Raw genomic sequence first — 18,191 nt, forward strand, 5'->3', positions numbered from 1 at the left:
GAGGAACGCGCGTGCGCCGGACGGTCGTCGTCATCGGTGGGGGCGCCACCGGGGTCAGCGCCCTCCTGCACATCGCCCCCCTGCCCCAGGTCGCCCGGGTGGACGTGGTCGACCCCCGGCCACCCGGGCTGGGGCCGGCCTTCGGCGACCCCGACCCCGCCCTGCTGTGCAACACCTCCCTCGACGTGACCTCGCTCCGCCCCGACGGCCCGTCGGACCTCCTCACCTACCTGGGGGTGCGGGGCTGGCCGGTGGCGAACGGAACGTTCGTCCCGCGCTTCCTCGTGGGCCAGTACTGCCGGGAGCGCTACCTGTGGGCCCGTGACCGCGCGGCCGAGCGCGGGGCGACCGTCGCCCACGTGCGCGACCGAGCCGAGGCGGTGCGGTCCACCGGCGGGGGCTACCGCGTGGAACTCGCCTCCGGGGCGTCCCTGGTCGCGAGCGACGTGCTGGTCTGCGCCGGGCTGTCCACCCCCCGGCCGCCGGACCTGGTCCGCCCCCATCTGGGGCACGAGGCGCTGTCGGAGAGCCCCTACCCCGTCGCCCGACTCAGGGGGCTGCCCGCCGACGCCCGCGTCCTGGTGCTCGGGACGGGGCTCTCCGCCATCGACGCCGCGCTCGTCCTGTGCTCGGGCGGGAGGAGGGTGACGATGGCCTCCCCCAGCGGGCGCCTGCCGGCCGTGCGCACCCGGCTCACCCGCCCGGAGCGGTCGAGGCTGGACCTGTCCTGTCTGGGCACCCCGGGGGTCGCCCCGACCGACCGCGACCCGGCGGTCCTCCGGTCGCTGGTCAGCGCGCTCGCAAAGGTCGCTCCCGGCCTTCCCCTGCGCCACCAGGTCGCCGCGGGCGGAGATCCGGTGGCCCGCCTGCGCGAGGAGACCGAGCTGGCCGAACGGGGGCTGACGGCGTGGCAGGACCTGGTCTCCGAGGTCATCGACCAGGTCAACGAGCACACCGTCGACTGGCCCCCGCACGAGCGGAGCGCCCTCCTGGCCAGGTACCGGGAGGCCGTCTTCCGGTACGTGTCCGCCATCCCCCTCGCGAACGCCCGCGCCCTCGTCGGCCACTGCGACGACGGTCTGCTGTCCGTGGCGGACGGTTCCCCCACCCGTCTCGACAGGGCGGGCGATCGCTGGCGCGTGCGCTGGCGCTCCGGGGCGGAGGACTTCGACCACGTCGTGTGCGCGACCGGACTCCGGGAACCCCGGCTCCGGGTGGACCCGCCCGACACCCTCCGTCTGGAGAGCGGCGGGGCCGAGCCCACCGACGAGGAGCGCCCGCTGGTCACGGAGCGCCTCCGGGTGCGGCTGGCGGCCGACCGCCCCGAGGAGCGGATCTGGCTCCTCGGCTCGACCAGCCGTCCGCGCACGGCGATCCCCAACTACCTGAGGGAGGCCGCCGCGCACGCCCGTGCGGTGGCCGACCAGTGGGCCGCCACACCCCCACCACTGACCCAGGAGGAGCCCGATGATCGTTCTCGTCAACCCCGTCTCGTCCGGACAGGACCTCTCGTCGGCGTTCCGGGAGGAGGGGGCTGACTGCCTCCACCTGTACGGCGCCGACCTCGCGCACGCCTTCCGGGCCGACGCCTCCGGCGTCCCCACGCTGCTGTACGACGGAGGGGAGTCCGCCGAGGCGCGGTTGCGGTCGGCGGGTGCGACCGCCGTCATCGCCGCGAGCGAGTACGGCGTCACCCTCGCCCACGACCTCGCGCGGAGCCTCGGCGCGGACCACCACGCCACGGAGGCGGCCACCGCTCGACGGGACAAGCTCGCCATGCTGGAGCGGGTCGGCGGTGCCGGGCTGACCGTTCCCCGCACCGCCGAGGTCCGGGACGCGACCGAGGCGCGCAAGGTCTTCGCGGAGTGGGGGCGCCACCCGGTGGTCGTCAAGCCTCGGGCCAGCGCGGGCAGCGACGGTTGCCGGACGTGCCGCACCGAGGAGGAGGTCGAGGACGCGTTCCGCGCCACCCTGGGGGAGCACAACCTGCTGGGCGGTCGCAATGAGAGCCTGCTGGTGCAGGAGCGGATCGAGGGACGGCTCCACGTCGTCAACACCGTGAGCATGGGCGGGCGGCACGTCCTGTCCGAGCTGTACGAGAAGCACGTTCCCTGGGTGGACGGATCCCCACTGCTGCGTCACGTGATCGCCCGGACCGCCATCGGAGCCGATGAGCGGGACCTGGTCGGTTACACGAAGGACTGCCTGGACGCCCTCGGGGTGCGGGAGGGCGCGGCGCACTCGGAGGTGATGCTCACCGCCGACGGTCCGCGGCTGGTCGAGGTCAACGCGCGGATCATGGGACCGTGCCTGTCGCCGGACCCCTTCTTCGCCGCCTTCGGGTACGCCCAGCAGCACCTGGTCGTGGAGCGCTTCCTGCGCCCCTCGGAGTTCGCGACGCGGTTCGACCGCCCCTACGCCCCCGCTCGGGTGCTCGCCCGCGTGTTCCTGAGGCCGCACGCCTCCGGGCGCCTGGTCTCCCTGGACGGGCTGCGGACCGTGCGCCGCCTGGCGGGGTTCCACAGTTTCAGCAAGCTGCCCCGGCCGGGTGAGCGGGTCGAGCGCCACGCGCTCACCACCGGAACGGCCGGGATCGCCTACTTCGTGGCCGAGGACGAGGAGCTGCTGCGCCACTCGCTCGACGTCGTGCACTCCCTGGAGGACGCGGGAGCGCTGTTCTCCGTGGCGGAGGGGGAGGCGTGATCTGGGTCGTGGCCTCACTCCTGTTGCAGGAGGGCGGCAAGGGTTTCCTGAACGGCCGGTTCACCACGGACGACAGCCTCCTGTTCTCGGCGACCGCGTTCGCTCTGACGACGGTGCTCTTCACGGCGGTGCGGTTGGCCCGCGGTCCGGTCCGGCCCGTCACGGGGCCGCAGGCACGCACGGTGGGGCTTCTGGCGGCCATGAACGTCCTGACCGCCGTGTGCTTCCTCGGCGTCTACGTGTCGCTGGCCTGGGTGCCGTCCACCCTGGTCAGCGGGTGGGTCGCGGCGGTGGGACCACTGGCCGTCGCGGTGGCGGGGCTGTGCGGACTGGGCGCTCGCCCCACGGTCGGCACCTGGCTGCTGGCCCTGGGGCTGTTGGCGACGGTGCTGCTCCTGGCCCTGCGCCTGGGCGGGTTCGGGGACGCCGGGACCGACGCGGTGGTGTGGGCGCTACCGTTCACGACCGCGGCGGGGGCCTCGGCCTCCGGCCTGGCGCTGGTGTCGCGCCGCCTGGCTACCGCTGGTGTTCACAGCACAACCGTCATGGCCCATCGGTTCCACCTCACGTACACGGTGGCGTTCGCCGCCCTGGCGGTGCGCGGTGTCGGCTTCGACCGGTGGCTGGACCAGTTCCCGGGGGTGCTGGTCCTGTCCGTCGTGGCCGTGGCGCTCCCGCTGTACCTCCTCCAGATCGGTCTCCAGAGGGTGGAGCCCGCCCAGGCAATGGCCGTCCTGGCGACCGCGCCGGCCGTCACCTACCTGTCGCAGGTGTCGTTCGGCGGCGGCTTCGATCCCGTGACCCTGGGCGTGATCGCCGTGCTGGCGGCCCTGGTCCTGGGCACGGACGTCCACACGCGCAGACGGGAGGCGGCGGCCCGCCTCCCGTCGCGGAGCCTGCGCCGAGGTCCCCGAACCCGGGCCGCGCGGGCTACTCCACGGGAGCGGGCTCCGGGGCGGAGCGCCGTCGGAACGGCCTGCGGCCGACGACGGCGAAGAGCGCGCCGCCCAACATGACCACCGTGCCCAGGAGCTGGACACCGGTGAAGCTCTCGCCGAGGAACACGGTCGAGAAGACCGAGCCGAAGACCGGAACGGTGAACATCATGATCGTCGCGGTGGACGGACTCACGCTGCGCAGCCCGCGGTAGTAGAACAGGTAGGCGATCGCGGTCGGCCCGACGGCGAGGAAGAGGACGTTCGCCCACGCCAGCCCCGACACCGACGCCCAGGACACCTCACCGGCCGCGGGCACGGCGAGCACCAGGAGCCCCAGGGCTCCGGCACCGGTCCCCCACGCCGTCGCCTGCAAGGGGTCCGCGCCCGTGAGGAAGGACTTGGACAGGATGCTGTAGGCCGCCCAACACCCGGCTCCCGCCACGAAGACCAGGTCGCCGACGAGCCGGGTGGACCCGGCCCCCTCCCCGGCGATGCCCAGGAAGAAGACGAGGGCTCCGGCCACGCCGACGGTGAGTCCGGTGACCCTCTCCCAGGACGCCCTCTCCCGACCCATGAGGATCAGCGCCGCGGTGGTCAGGATCGGGCTGAGCACGGGCACGATGATGCTGCCGTCGAGCGAGGGGGCCAGGGACAGGCCCCAGAAGAAGAAGGCGTTGTAGGCCAGGACCCCGACGAGGCCGACCAGTCCGGCGCGCAGGGCCACGGCGCGGTCGATGCGGTGCGACCGTCCGCGCAGGAGCACGGCGAGGACCACCAGCAGGAGTCCCCCGCCCCCGAAACGCAGCGCCGCCGCCACCTCGTGCGGCATCTCGCCCACGACCACCTTCGAACTGGCGAAGGCGCTGCCGAACATGACCATCGTGACGAGGAGGTTCAGGTAGGGGACGACGGAGGGGGACTCCGTCGTCCGGGACGCGTCGTCCGTCATCGGTACATCACGGTTCCCTTCACGACCTTGTCAACCTGGTTCCGACCGCCGTGGAGGGCGATGCCGACGAGGTCGAGCCGGTCCGTCCCCACCGCCCGCACGGCGGCGCGGTTGTCGGCGTCGTTGTCCGTCGCGAAGAGGTCGGCGGTGAAGACCGAGAGCGGCATGCCGCGCGTGACCGCCCTCCGGTGCGCGGCGGAGAGTACGTCCGCGGTCGCGCTGAGGACGAGGACGGGCTGGCGGAACATGGGGAGGTAGGCGACCCCGTCGGCGTCCCGGTACTCCTGTCCGATGACGTCGGGATCCCCGCTCGAAAGGCCGCTCACCAAGAAAGCGGTGACGTTTGCGGCCTGCCACTTTTCGAGGTCGTCTCTTAATACCACGGCAATTTTTGTCCGAGGTCGTTCCGGGGCTGTGCCCTGTTCATTTTTCATGCTCACGGACTCTACTCCGTCTCCTGGTCGTGGGTATGCGGTCTTGGATTCCTCGGAACCGTTCGCCGCACGCTCGGGCCGGGTGGCCGCGTCCGCCGCGGCGGGACCCCGGGCGGCCCCCGTCGGACGCGCCGTGGGCTCCCTCGGGGACTGGACCGGATTTCGGACACGTAATTTAACGAGTACCAGTCAGTCCTCATCGGGGGCGTCAGGGTCGGCGGGCAGCAGCGCGGTGGTCTCCAGAACGGTCCACTCCCCCAACCGCGTCAGGTCGGACGCGGCACGCCGCCACAGCCGCCCGACGGTCTGCGGTGCGCGGTCGCCGACATCCTCGTGGAGGAAGAACACCAGTTCGGTTCGGTCGCCACGTGCTTCGACGTAGATGTGCTCCACCATGTCGTCGGGAGCGGTATATGCGTCCAGTGCCGCCCGAAGCGTGGGGGCATGGGGTGCCGAGTCCCCGGTCGCCAGCCGCAGGTACACCATTCTCATAACGCTCGCAGTCTGTTCGTGATGGCGTGGATCGCCGTATGCATAGGGGGCTTTGTGTTTTGTCCTGAACCGGCCATGATTTCTCTTGCCAGCACGCCCTCCAGGACCCCACAATTGCCGAGGATGGTCTGGAGATACCGGGGCGGGCGCGCTTCACCCGAGCGTCGTCCCGCGCCCTGATCTCGATCCTCGCCCAGCGGTGCCGAACCGCCGCAGTGCCCGACCTCCCGTGGCGACGCTCCGACGCGCAGGCGGTCCCGAGCGGCGCCGGCACTCGCAGAGACGAAGGATCAGGAGGACGTTCGTGTTCGGTTCGCTCGGCCTCGACCAGGACGCGGCGGAGGTCTACCGTGCGATGCTCGCCGAGCCTCGGGCGGGGGTGAGCGACCTCGCCCGGCTCCTGGAGTGGCCGGTGGAGCGGGTGCGGTCGGCTCTCGACGACCTGGCCCGGCTGTCCCTGGTCCGGCGCTCGTGGGAGAAACCGGGGGAGTTGGTCCTGGTGCGCCCCGTGGTGGGGTTGAACGCCCTGCTGTGGCGGCAGGAGGCCGAGCTGCTCGAACGGCAGCGCCAGATCGCCGACGCGCGTTCGGCCATCACCCAGCTGATCTCCGACTACGAGGAGAGCACCCGTATCCGCGCCGCCGCGGACGTCGAGCAACTCCACGGGATCGACGCGATCCGGTTGCGGATCGAGGAGTTCGCGCACGACTGCCGCCACTCGCTGATGACGTTCGCCGACGGCGGGGCCCAGACGCCCGCGAACCTGGAGGCGAGCCTCCCGCTCGACCGGATGCTGCTGGAACGTGGGGTCGAACTGCGCGACGTCTACCTCGACAGCGTCATGAAGGATCCGCAGACGGTCGACTACATCTCGCAGCTGTCCGACCTCGGCGCCCAGATCCGCACGGCGCCCACCCTGCCCACGAGGCTGCTCATCTTCGACCGCTCCACAGCGCTGCTTCCGGCGGACCCCACCGACACCTCCGCCAGCGCCCTGGTCCTGCGGGGACAGGGCGTCATCGCGGCCCTGCTCTCCCTGTACGAGTACGTGTGGAACGAGGCCAGACCCGTGGGGGGCGGAGCCTCCCGTGACCGTCACGGCCTCACCGGGCAGGAGCAGGCGGTGATCAACCTCCTGGCCGAGGGGAACACCGACGAGGCCATCGCCCGCAAACTCGGCGTGTCGGTGCGCACGGCGCGCCGCATCACCGCTGACCTCAGCCGACGCCTGGGGGCGCGGAGCAGGTTCCAGGCCGGTGCCCGCGCGAGCGAGTTGGGGTGGATCGGCGCGCCGTCCTCCGGCGCGGACTGAACGGCGGTCCGTCCGGTCGCCGGGGTCATTCGGCCGCCAGGTGGACGGGCTCGTTCCTCCGGGGGCGCGGCGGCCAGTGCGCGAGGGCCGTGGGGGTCGCACCGAGTACCTCCTGGTGCAGGGCCTGTAGTTCGTCCGAGGGCTCCAGGCCCAGTTCGTCGGTGAGGGTCGTACGGACCCGCCGGTAGGCTTCCAGCGCCTCGTTGCGGCGACCGGCGCGGCCCAACGCGCGGATGAGCTGGCCGTGGAACCACTCGTTCAGCGGGTACTGCATCACCAGCGACCGCAGTTCGCCGATCAGCTCCCTGTCGCGTCCCAGCAGGACTTCGGCCTGGATCCGCAGTTCCAGCGCCCGCAGGCGCTGCTCCTCCAGGCGTATGGCGTGGGCGCCCAGGACCGGCCCGCGGGCGACGTGGGCGAGGATCGGGCCGGTCCACAGGTCCAGTGCCTCGGCCAGACGGGTCGAGGCGGCGTCGGGTCTGTCCTCCTCCAGGAGTCGGCGCCCCTCGGTCAGCTTCCGCTGGAACACCAGCGCGTCCAACTGCTCGGGGCCGATCCGGAACATGTACCCGTAGGGCCGGGTGACCAGGAGTTCGTGCTCCCGCGTGGTGAGCCCCTCCTGGTCGAGGACCTTCCGGAGATGGCAGATGTAGGTCTGCGCGGTCGTCACCGCGCTCTTGGGCGGGGAGTCCCCCCACAGTTCCTCCACCACCACCTCCAGCGGCAGCGGACGGTTCGCCCGCAGCAGCAGGAGGGCCAGGACCTGAAGCACCTTCGGCGCGCTGGGCGTGCACACCCGGTCGCCCTCCAGTACCTCAAGTGTTCCGAGAATCGTAAACTTCACCAAGGCGCCCCTCCTCGTCATGAAAATGCTGGTAATGCAGTTCGAATTCTCGGCGCTGGCCACCGTTGTCCTCAGCGGGCTGGTATCTGTGAAATCACTGCCATCCGGCGCCGTCGGAGAGCGGCTCTGCGACGGGGGACTGCCATCCGGCGCCGTCGGTGTCAAGGGCCGACGCGAGCGTCGTGGATCCTTCCATGACCTGCGAAAATGTCACGCTTCCAGCGCCGAGGGCAACTGCGGTCGCGATGCCGGCTCCGCAGGCGAGTCGCGTGATCATGTTCATGAGAACCCATTCCCTTCCGTGACCCCGCTGGTATTCGGGGCGCCGACAGTGCTTTCTCTGCCCGGTGGGCAATGACATCGTGATGGGCGGGGGCGGAACGCCTCGCGTTCTCCGTTGGCCCGCCTGGATCCAATAATCGGCGATTCCGGGGTGGATGTCAGCACCGGAGAGTGGCCTACTCCTGTAATGGCACCAAGTTGCCAGGGGCGGTCCGGGTCCTCCTCGGGCGCGAAGACCCCTGCTTCACCCCCCTGGCGCCGGGGCGCGGTGCTGCCTATACTTCCCGGCGGAATTTTTAATAAAGTTTCCTGATATTTTCTCGCGCAGCACGGCTGAGGAGACCTGTGACGAAGAGGACCGGACACCCCCCGGCAGCGGGCCGCCTCATGGCGGTCCTGCTCTCCGTCGGACTCGTCCTGTGCGCCGGGGTCCCGGCGCACGCGCGTTCCACCGGGGCGGTCAGCCCCGAGATCGTCGACTCGACCCAGCGGGGCGGCGCGGCCGTCGCCCTCACCTTCGACGACGGGCCCCATCCGGACCACACCCCCCGACTGCTCGACGTGCTGGACGGGCACGGTGTCAGGGCCGTGTTCTGCGTGATGGGCGACCACGCGCTGCGACACCCCGAACTCGTCCGCGAGATCGTGGACCGGGGGCACACGCTCTGCAACCACACGATGAGCCACGCCGACGTGAGCGGCTGGTCCCCCGAGCGGATCCGTGAGGAACTGCTGGCCACCAACGCCGCGATCCACGCGGCGGCGCCCGACGCCCGCGTCCGCTACTTCCGAGCGCCCTACGGCGCCTGGGGTCGCTCGCCGGAGGTGGCGGCCGAGCTGGGCATGCGGCCCCTCGGCTGGCGGGTGGACGTCGCCGACTGGTCCACCCCCGGAACCGACGTGCTGGTGGACCGGCTCCGGGCGGCCATCACACCGACTTCGGTGGTCCTCCTGCACGACGGCGGCGGCGACCGGAGCCAGACCGTCGCCGCCGTGGACCGGCTCGTCCCGGAGATGGAGTCGGCGGGCTGGCGCTTCACCCGACCCGCCTGGGGCTGGTAGGTCCCGTCGCGCCGTTCGGGGCCGCACCGCCGCCCGGCGATCCCGGACGGCGGTGGGGGGATCAACCGGCGGGCGGGTACCCCTCGTAGTCGTTCCAGGTGGGTTCGGCGGTCATCAGCTCGCGCCAGGTGGGCCACGGCTTCCCCGTGTGCTGGCGGAGGAGCTCCCCCGGGAAACTGAACGGCGGCGCCTTGTGCGGCTTGGCGAGGGCCTGCCCGACGATCTCGTCGTAGAGCACCGCGGCCGTGTGCAGGCGGGGCAGCGCGGCGTGCACCCGTGCGACGTACTCCTCGGGGAGCGCGGGACCGCCCGGACCCAGGGGTCCCAGGTCGATCCCCGCACCCGCGCTGACCAGGGCGATCTCCGGGCGTTTGCGGCACGCCACCTCCGGGTTCAGGTGCAGGGCGACCGCGTCCCAGACGACCTCCACCCGGTCGTCGGACAGGCCCTGGCCGGACAGGAACTCGGCGGCCAGGTCGGCCCCGTCGACGTGGAAGGGCTGCTCCCGGTCGCCCGCGTGGCTGAGACCGGCGTCGTGCAGCACGCACCCGAGGTAGAGGAGTTCGTCGTCGTAGTCGTGCCCGGGCCGCAGACCCCGGTGTTCGCCGAGGAAGCGCCCGTACAGGTAGGTGCGCACGCTGTGGTTGAAGACCGCCGGGTGTTCGGCGTCGCGGGCGAAGCGCGTCGCGCTCAGCGCCAGGTCGGTGTCGGGAAGGCCCAGGTCGTCGTACTCGGGCATGGGGTCGGTCTCTCTCATGGGGTCGGCCTCCGTGGGTTCGCGGACGGGGCGGGGGTCAGCCGTGGTCACCGGGGCGGATGATCATGAGCACGACGACGACCGCCCACAGGAGGTTGAAGCAGCCGGTGATCATCGAGAGCGCGCTCAGCGCCCTCGTGTCGCCCGGCTCCGCCAGGGCCCGCCGCTGGCGCGGGTAGATCTGCCAGGCCAGCAGGAGGCCCGCGGCGGCGGTGAGGGCCATGGAGACGTTGACCCAGATCTCGCCCATCCGCCCCTGGGCGACGGCCAGGGCGACCCCGGCCGCGGGAACGATGAGGCCGAGCATCGAGTAGACCCGGGTGATCCGGTGCAGGGACAGGGCCACCCGGCGGCTCCGCCCGTCCTCGGAGGCGGTGGTGGCGCCGGAGGTTCCCGAGGTGGCGGGCGCGGACACCGGTTCGGCCACGGGCGCGTACCGCGGGAACAGGCTCGTGGCGACGGCGGCTCCCCCGACGAACACGATGCTCGCCAGGACGTGGAGCGACAGCAGGACGTTCTCCATCGGCTTCTCCCTTCAACCTTCAGAGTGCCTGAAGCCTACCCCGAGCTTCAATTAGGCTGAAGGTAGGGGTGGGAAAGGGCCCCGGACCATGCCGTGCCAGCGGTGACCGGGTCAGTCGCCCCCGGCGAACGCCCTCCGGATGGTGCGCGCGATCTCCTGGTGGACCGGGTCCGCCTCCGGTCCGAACATCCGCTCGTCCACGCCGACGATCACCTCGTGCGCCCGGCCGAGCAGAGCCGCCCCCTCCGACGTCAACTCGATCTCCGACGCGGACCCGGCGCGGGCGGTGAGGTCGCGCACCAGCCCGGCGGACTGGAGCGCCCTGATCCCGGTGTGCACGCTCTGCACCGTGACCCCGCCCATCCGGGCGAGCTCGCTGAACGACGCCCCCGGCAGGCTGGCGACGTGACCCAGCAGCGCGAGCCGCGCGACGGTCAGGTCCAGCGGCGCGAGCGCGGTGTTGAGTTCGGCCTCGACGCGGCGCGCCAGCGTCAGCACGATGATGGAGGGGCTCGTCACCGGCGGTTCGGGGCGGGTGTTGTCGGTGCTCACCGTCCCAGTCTCCCCCACGGCGGACACCCCTCCCCCCACCGCGACCGGTACGGGACCCCGGTCCGGAGGTGTCGGCCGGTCGATCCGTCGACTCCCCGACCAATCATCATGTCGACACGGTCCGCGAACCCGACGCCCCCGTTCTCACCCGACTCCAACCTTGGCTCGGATCCCGCCTCCCACCTGGGCCCCGTCCGGCGCTCCCAGGAAAATCCCAGGAAGTTCTCCCCCTGTCACACACATGTCGACTTGTGTCCCTCTCGACGTCACCACGAGAGGAGGGCATCCGACGTGCGACCACCACGAGCCCCGAGGGGCCCGACCCCGACACCGGTCACCGGCTGCGGACGCCGAGCACCCTGCACGCGTTCAACCGGTACGAACCCAAGTACCTGGTCCCCGTGTCCCGGGTGGCCGACGTGCGCGCCGAGCTCACCGCCCGCATGCGCCCCGACCGCCACGGCGGCGGCTCGGGGTACGGCGTCTGGAGCGTCTACCACGACACCCGGCCGCTGCGCTTCTACCACGAGAAGATCGAGGGACTCCGGTTCCGCCGCAAGCTGCGTGTCCGCCGCTACGGCGAGGTCGGCGCGGCCCCGGAGGACACGCCCGTGTCGGTGGAGATCAAACAGAGGGCAACCGGGTCACCCAGAAACGCCGGGTGCTCCTCCCCTACGACCTGGCGAGGGACCTGTGCGACCGGCGCGTCCGGGTCGAGCACACCGGCGCCGACCAGCCCTTCGTCGACGAGGTCCTCGACCTGGTCCACCGGCTCGACCTGCGCCCCACCGCGATGACCGGATACCGCCGCGAGCCCTACGTCGGCACCGGCGCCGACCTCGGCCTGCGCGTGACCCTGGACCACCGCGTCCGCGGCCGCGACCGCGACTTCGACCTGCGCGCGGAGGCGGAGAGCCGCTACATCGTCGACCCCCACCTCGTGGTGATGGAGGTCAAGGCCGACGAGCGCGCGCCCTACTGGGTGACCGACATGGCCGCGCGGCTCGGCCTCCAGGTCGAACGGATCTCCAAGTACTGCCAGAGCGTGGAGGCGTTCGGGATGGCTCCGCGCTCGATCTTCCACGTCCCGGAGGGCGACGGGGCCGAGCACGGTCCCGTCGCCGCCCGGCACGGGTCCGTCCACGACGGCGAGCGCGCCCTCCACACCCCCACTCCTGACCGCACCGACCCCGGGAGCACACACCATGAACCTCGACTTCGGCATCACCGACCTGTCCGGTACGTTCAGCGTCACGGACGTGGTCCTCGCACTCTCGCTGGCCTTCGTGACCAGCCTCGTGGTGGCCTGGACCTACCGCTCCACGCACCGCACCATCTCCTACAGCCAGGGCTACGTCCACACCCTGGTCATCCTGGGCATGATCATCGCCCTGATCATGCTGGTGGTCGGCTCCAACATCGCCCGCGCGTTCGCTCTGGTCGGGGCGTTGTACGCGTCCGCCAGCACTGGAGGGCCGTCACGGCCGTGCTCGTGGCCCTGGCCGTCCTCGTCCTGGCCTTCGGCGGGGCGAGGGTCCGTCCCTACGTCACGTCCGAGCTGGTCTCGGCGGACACCGTCACCGACGACATCGAGGGCACCGGGGACCTGTTCGACGGCGGGGAGCACAGCATCGAGGTGACCTTCGACGAGACCGAGTACGAGGAGATGACGGAGACCTTCCGGGAGGAGGGGGAGAAGGAGTGCATCCGGGCGGACGTCGTCATCGACGGGACCACGGTCACCGACATCGGACTCCGGCTCAAGGGCAACTCGACCCTCATGAGCCTGCGTCGGGACGATGGCCGGGACGGGGCGGAGGCGGACACGGCGACGGCCGGGGGAGCGCGGCCGCCCGGCGGCGGGCAGACGCCCGAGGGGATGGAGACCCCCGAGGGGGCGGGGCCGCCCGGGGGGATGGAGCTGCCCGGGGGAACGGAGACGCCCGGTGGCACGGGCGGCCGTGGAAGCGGTGAACTCAAGGAGCGGTTCCTGGCCGACGCCGACTTCGAGGCGCTCTACCAGCGGGCCTACGCGGAGCTGTACGAGGACCTGATCGCGAACGGCACCGCCGACGCGCTGTTGGAGGACATCGTGGCCAGGGCCGAGGCCGCGGGCGACGAGGGCGCGGTCGAGGAGGGCGAGCGGCTGGTGGAGTCGATCGCCGCCGTCCCGGAGACCGGGGGCTGACGCTCCCGTCCGCCGGAACCGGTGCACCGCTGACCGTCACCCGACGCTCTGAACAGGGCGTTCTCCCGCGTGGTGGCGCTGCGGACCCGAAACCTCACCGACCGTTCGGTCAGCTCATGTCCTGTGAACTGCGAAAAAGCGCACCCCGGTCAAAAAGTGGATTGAGTCACATGGGAGGGTGTCCTCGGACTCGTTCGGCCCCCGGTCGCGGGTCCGGCAGCCAGACCCGGCTCCGCGCGGGCCGGTTGAGAGCGAACGGAGTACCCCCAATGGCATCTTCCGACCCCCAGGTCGCCCCAGCGGGCTTCGCCACAGAACAGCGGGAGAGACGCCGCGTCCTCGCCGGGACGATGGTCGGCACCACCATCGAGTGGTACGACTTCTTCATCTACGCGCAGGCGGCAGGGATCGTCCTCGCGCCCCTGTTCCTCACGCCGCTGTCCGAGGCCAGCCCCGGAACCGCGCAGGTCCTGTCCTTCGCCACCATCGGCATCTCGTTCCTCTTCCGTCCCCTGGGGGCCGTCGTCGCGGGGTTCCTCGGCGACCGGCTCGGCCGGAAACGGGTCCTCGTCGGCACCCTGGTGATGATGGGCCTGTCCACCTGCCTCATCGGCGTACTGCCCACCTACGCGCAGATCGGTGTGACCGCCCCCGTCCTGCTCATCACCCTGCGCGTGCTCCAGGGGTTCTCCGCGGGCGGTGAGTGGGGCGGCGCCGCGCTGATGTCGGTCGAGCACGCACCGGTCACCAGGCGCGGCCTCTTCGGCGCCTACCCGCAGATCGGCGTCCCCTGCGGCATGATCCTCGCGACCTTCGTCGTCTGGGTGATCACCGCGGCGATCGGCGCCGACGCCTTCGTCGAGTGGGGCTGGCGCGTCCCCTTCCTCCTGTCCTTCCTGCTCATCATCGTCGGCCACCTGATCCGCAAGTCCGTCGAGGAGTCCCCCGTCTTCCGGTCGATGCGGGAGCTCAGCGCCACCGCGGCCACCCCGCTGCGCCGGCTCTTCCGGGACAACACCCGCGAGGTGGTCCTGTCCGCCCTGATCTTCCTGGCCAACAACGCGGCCGGGTACCTGGTCATCGCCTTCATCGCCACCTACGCGTCCCGCCCCGAGTCGGAGCTCGGCCTGGGGATGGACCGCGGCCCCGTGCTGCTGGCGACCGTGGTCGCGTCGTTCGGCTGGCTGGTGTCCACGCTGTACGGCGGATGGCTCAGCGACCGGATCGGCCGCGTGCGCACCTTCCAGATCGGCTACGCCATGCTGGCGGCCTGGTCGGTGCCGATGTGGCTGCTCATCGACACGCGGAGCATCGTCGCCTACGCGGTCGCGGTCTTCGTTTTCACCCTCGGCATGGGCCTGAGCTACGGGCCGCAGGCGGCGCTGTACGCGGAGATGTTCCCCGCCGCGATCCGCTACTCGGGTGTCTCGATCGGCTACGCGGTGGGCGCGATCATCGGCGGGGCGTTCGCCCCGATGATCGCGGAGCTGCTGCTGGAGCGGTTCCACGCCTCGTGGACGATCGGCGCCTACATCGTGGTGGCCTCGGTGGTCTCCTTCGTCGCGGTGTCCCTCGTCAAGGAGCCGAAGGGCGTCGACCTGCACGTGGGTGACCACGCGTCGGCGTGAGGCCGACCACCGTCCCTCGGCGGGCGGGGGTGCGGGGCGGTGGTCGCCGGACGGCCGCCGCCCCGTCGTCATGTCGACAGGTCGCCCTGTCGTTCCGTCGTCGTATCGTGTCCTCGCCATGTCCGCCGGGGGTCGGAACAGGCGTTCGACGCCCGCTGTTTCACGTGAAACCGGAGCCCGCCGAGCTCCCGCACGGAGAGGACCGATGATGCGGTTCCACCGGCCCGGACTGCCGTCCGACCTGCCGCCCCCGGCCGACCTCTGGGCCAGGGTCGGGGCGCTCGCGGTGGTGTGCGCGGGCGGCGCCGACGAGCCGAGGGGGTGCGAGGCGGTGGACGGCGCCCTGGTGGTCGACCGCCGGGGCGACGGGTTCCGGCTGGCCCTGGTCGAGGGCGGACGGGCCGTGCTGGCCGGAAACGACCACGAGAGCTCTCCCGCGGGCGGGCGCCGACGCCCCGTGGACCCGTTCGAGGGCGCCCCCGACTGGCTTCCGTGGGACTGGTTGGGCCGCGAGCGGCCGACCGGAGCGGATTTCGTCTACTGGTGGGACGGGGAGTGGTCGCGGGTGGCCTACCCCGACGACTGGGACGACGACGGGCTGGCGGGCGCCGTCGGCCGACTCGCCGACCACGAGGCCGCCGTCGAGGAGATCACCGACCTGGTCGACGACCTCTCCGACGGGCGGACCGACCGTGACGCGGTCCGCGACCTCGTACGGCGGGCCGCGACGCGGACGGTGGACGCCGCGACCGTGGCCGCCGTGCTCGCGGCGGTGGACGGCGCCGATCCGGGCCGAGCCCTGGACGCCGCCCGGTTCCTGGGGCTGACCGGAGACGAGGCCCCCGAACTCCCCGCCGGTCGGGGCGGCCCCGCCTCGGGCGGGATCGCGCCGATCGGGACGGACGAGTGGGGGCTGCTCGTCGGCGACGCCATGCGCTCGGGAGGGGAGCGGCCCCGGCCCGCACCCGACCCCGCCGCGGCCGCCGCCCTCGTCGACCGGATCCGCGACCGGGTGCTGGACGGGGACGACACGTGCGTGCTCGTGTTCGGCGCCCTCGGCCCCTGGACCCTGGTGCGGGAGGGCGGCAAAGGGGTGCCCGCGCTCTCCGGCGTCCCGGAGCTGCTGCTGCGGCTTCGGGAGGAGGAGGCCGATCCGGACCACGGTCGGTGGCTGTTCCTCCGGGCGACCGTCACCCGCGACGGCGCGCGCCTGGAGCGCGTCCACGACCACTGGCCCGCCTGGGGTGTCGGAGACCCCACGGGGATGGTCGCGGACCTGTGCGGGCTGCGCGCGGAGATGGCGGCGCGTTCGCCCGCCTGGCGTCCCGACTGGGCCGACCTGCTGGACGGCCGGGCGCTCCTGCCACTCCCGTGGCCCGGCCCGCCCGGGCGGCCCAGCGTCCCGCCCCTCCGGGTGGGGCCGGGCGAACGCGCGGCGCTCATCGACGACGTCGCCACCCTCCTGCGCGGGGCCGTGGAGGAGGAGTGGACACGCCTCACCCTCACCTACCGGGCCCTGGTCGGCTACGCGGGCGGGACGCTGACGGTGACCGGGCCGGAGGGGGAGCACCGGACCGGCCCGCCGCCCCGGCTGCGTCCGGCGATGGCCGCCCTGCGGTCGGCCTCCCACGTGCCGGGGCGGGGCACCTGGTTCCGGGCGGAACTCGTGCTGGAGCGCTCCTCGGGATGGCGGATCACCTACGACCGCGACGGTGAGCCGGACTTCGCCCTCCCGCCGCCGGCCTTCAGCTACGCGCTGGACGCGCGGTACTTCCCCAGGGATCCGGTGCACACGCCGCCCTGGCTGGGCGAACGCCTACGCGCCGCCCGGGGCTGAGCCGGTCGGGGCCGCGCGGTGACGCGTCCCGGCGCGGGGTACGCGCACGCGCTGGCGAGGATCCACGGTGTTCCCCCGACGCACCTGGGTATCTTTCTGCTCGGCGGCCCTCGGGGTTGGTACGGTCACCTCACACCGGACCCGCGACAGGAGGGCCCCGTGCAGCCCGACGCCCACCCCGACCTCACCGCGGTCGCCGACGGCGTCGCCCTGAACGGCCCCGGAACCGGGGCGGTCGACCTCGCCGAGCGGGCGGTGGAGTTCTACGCCGCCCGGTACGGCGGCTACCCGCCGCGGGTGCTCGCCGCGGAGGTCGCCCGCTGCCGCTCCCTGCTGATCGACGGCAGCGCCACCTCCACGGACACGCGCCGCGTCGTCGGTTGGCTGTCCGGGCTGCTGGGCAGTCTCGCCCACCACACGGGTGACGTGCCCGCCTCGCTCATCCACTTCGGGACCGCGGTCAGGGTAGGAGAAGATCTCGGTGAGCGTCGGCTGGCCGGGTGGGCGCTTGGGGCCCAGTCGATGGTGACCATGTCCCAGGGCCGCCACACCGAGGCCCTGGAGTTGGCGGACCAGGCCGCGGAGTTCGCCGACGACGAGCTCCGGCGCGCCCAGATCACCGCCTGGTGCCGGCTGCGTCCGCTGGCGGCCCTCGGTGACCGGCCCCGGCTCGATGAGGCGATCGCCGAGGCTCGACGGCATATGGACGCCGCCGACCGTGAGGAGCCGGGTCGGTTCGGGTTCGACCGGGCCGAGTTCCACCAGCATCTGGCCGAGGCCCTGGTCGGTCACGACCCGGCCGAGGCCGCACGGCACGCCGGGACGTCGATCCGGTTGAAGCGGGTGGGCTCGCCGGGGTGGGCGGCGGCCACCGCGATCCTGGCGCGTGCCCACGCGGCGGCACGGGATGCCGGGAGCGCGGTCGCGTTGGGGATGTCCGTCCTGGAGGCCGTCCTGGCGGGGTCGCTGCGCGCGAACACGCGCTCCCGGCTGTTCCGCCTCGTGGAGGACCTGGACGGGCATCCCGCCGCCGGGGAGCTGACCGACGCCCTCGGGGCCTGACCGCCGCGGGTGCGCCCGGGCGTTCAGGCGTCGCGGACCTGGCCCTCGCGGGTGACGACCGGGGGCTGCACGGACCAGGGAAAGTTGATCCACTGGTCGGTGTACTTCCACACGTACTCGCACTTGACGAGGGACTGGGGCTTCTCGTAGATCACCGCGCTGCGCACGTCGGCGACGTGCTCGGCGCAGAAGTCGTGCACGAGCTTGAGCGTCTTGCCGGTGTCGGCGACGTCGTCGGCGACCAGCACCCGCTTACTGCTCAGGTCCACGACGTTGGGCACCGGCGGCAGCATGACGGGCATGTCCAGCGTCGTGCCCACCCCCGTATAGAACTCCACGTTCATCACGTGGAGATTCTTGACGTCGAGCGCGTACCCGAGGCCGCCCGCGACGAACAGCCCGCCGCGCGCGATGGACAGGATGATGTCCGGCTCGAATCCGTCGTCGGCGATGGTGCGCGCCAGTTCGCGGATCGCGGTGCCGAAGAGTTCGTAGGTCAGGTTCTCGCGCTCGTCGCTCACGGGTCTCCCCCTGCGTCCCGGTCGTGTGGATGGTGCCGGGGTCCGCGCAGGTGGGGCCGCCACGGCACCGATCCACCCTACGCCGCCAGGGTCACCCCCTCTCACGG

The 18,191-nt window shown here is 72.2% G+C and carries 16 protein-coding genes and 1 pseudogene; 9 read left to right on the forward strand and 8 right to left on the reverse strand.

Annotated elements, in window-relative coordinates:
* The first annotated feature begins 11 nt into the window (after positions 1-11).
* From DVR05_RS20880 to DVR05_RS20890, 3 genes are read left to right on the forward strand one after another with little or no spacing between them, the layout of a single operon-like run.
* Positions 12-1,538, forward strand: a complete 1,527-nt coding sequence (locus DVR05_RS20880) for an FAD/NAD(P)-binding protein (RefSeq protein ID WP_198659266.1) — start codon at positions 12-14, stop codon at positions 1,536-1,538.
* Positions 1,468-2,703, forward strand: coding sequence for an ATP-grasp domain-containing protein (locus tag DVR05_RS20885; protein ID WP_116247588.1), 1,236 nt, complete (start codon positions 1,468-1,470; stop codon positions 2,701-2,703). The genes DVR05_RS20880 and DVR05_RS20885 overlap by 71 nt, the downstream gene beginning before the upstream one ends.
* The gene (locus DVR05_RS20890) at positions 2,700-3,719 is read left to right on the forward strand and encodes a hypothetical protein (protein ID WP_116247589.1); all 1,020 of its coding nucleotides are present in this window, start codon (positions 2,700-2,702) and stop codon (positions 3,717-3,719) included. Before DVR05_RS20885 ends, DVR05_RS20890 begins: the two co-directional genes overlap by 4 nt.
* Here DVR05_RS20890 and DVR05_RS20895 read toward each other — a convergent pair.
* The 3 genes from DVR05_RS20895 to DVR05_RS20905 form a co-directional block, all read right to left on the reverse strand.
* Positions 3,634-4,590, reverse strand: a complete 957-nt coding sequence (locus tag DVR05_RS20895; protein WP_116247590.1) for a DMT family transporter — start codon at positions 4,588-4,590, stop codon at positions 3,634-3,636. The two genes, DVR05_RS20890 and DVR05_RS20895, sit on opposite strands and share 86 nt — an antisense overlap.
* Positions 4,587-5,024, reverse strand: a complete 438-nt coding sequence (locus DVR05_RS20900) for a DUF2000 domain-containing protein (RefSeq protein WP_116247642.1) — start codon at positions 5,022-5,024, stop codon at positions 4,587-4,589. The genes DVR05_RS20895 and DVR05_RS20900 overlap by 4 nt, the downstream gene beginning before the upstream one ends.
* Before the next feature lie 189 nt (positions 5,025-5,213).
* Positions 5,214-5,516 (reverse strand): hypothetical protein, encoded by a 303-nt coding sequence (locus DVR05_RS20905; RefSeq protein WP_198659267.1) that lies wholly within the window; start codon positions 5,514-5,516, stop codon positions 5,214-5,216.
* 304 nt (positions 5,517-5,820) lie between these two features.
* Between DVR05_RS20905 and DVR05_RS20910 the strand changes: the two genes are divergently transcribed.
* The gene (locus DVR05_RS20910) at positions 5,821-6,828 is read left to right on the forward strand and encodes a LuxR family transcriptional regulator (protein WP_116247592.1); all 1,008 of its coding nucleotides are present in this window, start codon (positions 5,821-5,823) and stop codon (positions 6,826-6,828) included.
* Between the two features lie 25 nt (positions 6,829-6,853).
* Here DVR05_RS20910 and DVR05_RS20915 read toward each other — a convergent pair whose 3' ends face one another.
* Entirely contained in the window at positions 6,854-7,672 is an 819-nt protein-coding gene (locus DVR05_RS20915) for an AfsR/SARP family transcriptional regulator (RefSeq protein WP_232832248.1), read from the reverse strand.
* Between the two features lie 627 nt (positions 7,673-8,299).
* Between DVR05_RS20915 and DVR05_RS20925 the strand changes: the two genes are divergently transcribed.
* Positions 8,300-9,016: a polysaccharide deacetylase family protein gene (locus DVR05_RS20925; RefSeq protein WP_232832244.1), complete on the forward strand. Its 717-nt coding sequence runs from the start codon at positions 8,300-8,302 to the stop codon at positions 9,014-9,016.
* 61 nt (positions 9,017-9,077) lie between these two features.
* Here the strand turns inward: DVR05_RS20925 and DVR05_RS20930 are convergent, their stop codons facing one another.
* From DVR05_RS20930 to DVR05_RS20940, 3 genes are all read right to left on the reverse strand, one after another.
* Positions 9,078-9,773, reverse strand: a complete 696-nt coding sequence (locus tag DVR05_RS20930) for an HD domain-containing protein (RefSeq protein ID WP_116247643.1) — start codon at positions 9,771-9,773, stop codon at positions 9,078-9,080.
* A gap of 37 nt (positions 9,774-9,810) precedes the next feature.
* Entirely contained in the window at positions 9,811-10,296 is a 486-nt protein-coding gene (locus tag DVR05_RS20935; RefSeq protein WP_116247596.1) for a hypothetical protein, read from the reverse strand.
* 111 nt (positions 10,297-10,407) lie between these two features.
* Complete coding sequence (locus DVR05_RS20940; protein WP_116247597.1) at positions 10,408-10,848, reverse strand: MarR family winged helix-turn-helix transcriptional regulator; 441 nt, start codon at positions 10,846-10,848, stop codon at positions 10,408-10,410.
* Positions 10,849-11,267: 419 nt separating this feature from the next.
* On the opposite strand from DVR05_RS20940, the pseudogene DVR05_RS27545 reads away from it, so the two are divergent.
* The 4 genes and pseudogenes from DVR05_RS27545 to DVR05_RS20970 all read left to right on the forward strand — a co-directional run bounded on the left by DVR05_RS27545 (position 11,268) and on the right by DVR05_RS20970 (position 17,563).
* Positions 11,268-13,036, forward strand: a pseudogene (locus DVR05_RS27545) (VTC domain-containing protein).
* A gap of 269 nt (positions 13,037-13,305) precedes the next feature.
* The gene (locus tag DVR05_RS20960; protein ID WP_116247598.1) at positions 13,306-14,664 is read left to right on the forward strand and encodes an MFS transporter; all 1,359 of its coding nucleotides are present in this window, start codon (positions 13,306-13,308) and stop codon (positions 14,662-14,664) included.
* A 205-nt stretch (positions 14,665-14,869) separates the two neighbouring features.
* Entirely contained in the window at positions 14,870-16,501 is a 1,632-nt protein-coding gene (locus DVR05_RS20965; RefSeq protein ID WP_116247599.1) for a hypothetical protein, read from the forward strand.
* Positions 16,502-16,660: 159 nt separating this feature from the next.
* Entirely contained in the window at positions 16,661-17,563 is a 903-nt protein-coding gene (locus DVR05_RS20970; RefSeq protein ID WP_116247600.1) for a hypothetical protein, read from the forward strand.
* A 23-nt stretch (positions 17,564-17,586) separates the two neighbouring features.
* Here the strand turns inward: DVR05_RS20970 and DVR05_RS20975 are convergent, their stop codons facing one another.
* On the reverse strand, positions 17,587-18,084 hold the full coding sequence (locus DVR05_RS20975) for a phosphoribosyltransferase (protein WP_116247601.1): 498 nt from the start codon (positions 18,082-18,084) through the stop codon (positions 17,587-17,589).
* Positions 18,085-18,191: the final 107 nt, after the last annotated feature.

The sequence above is a fragment of the Nocardiopsis sp. FIRDI 009 genome, assembly GCF_003386285.1.
Taxonomy (GTDB): domain Bacteria; phylum Actinomycetota; class Actinomycetes; order Streptosporangiales; family Streptosporangiaceae; genus Nocardiopsis.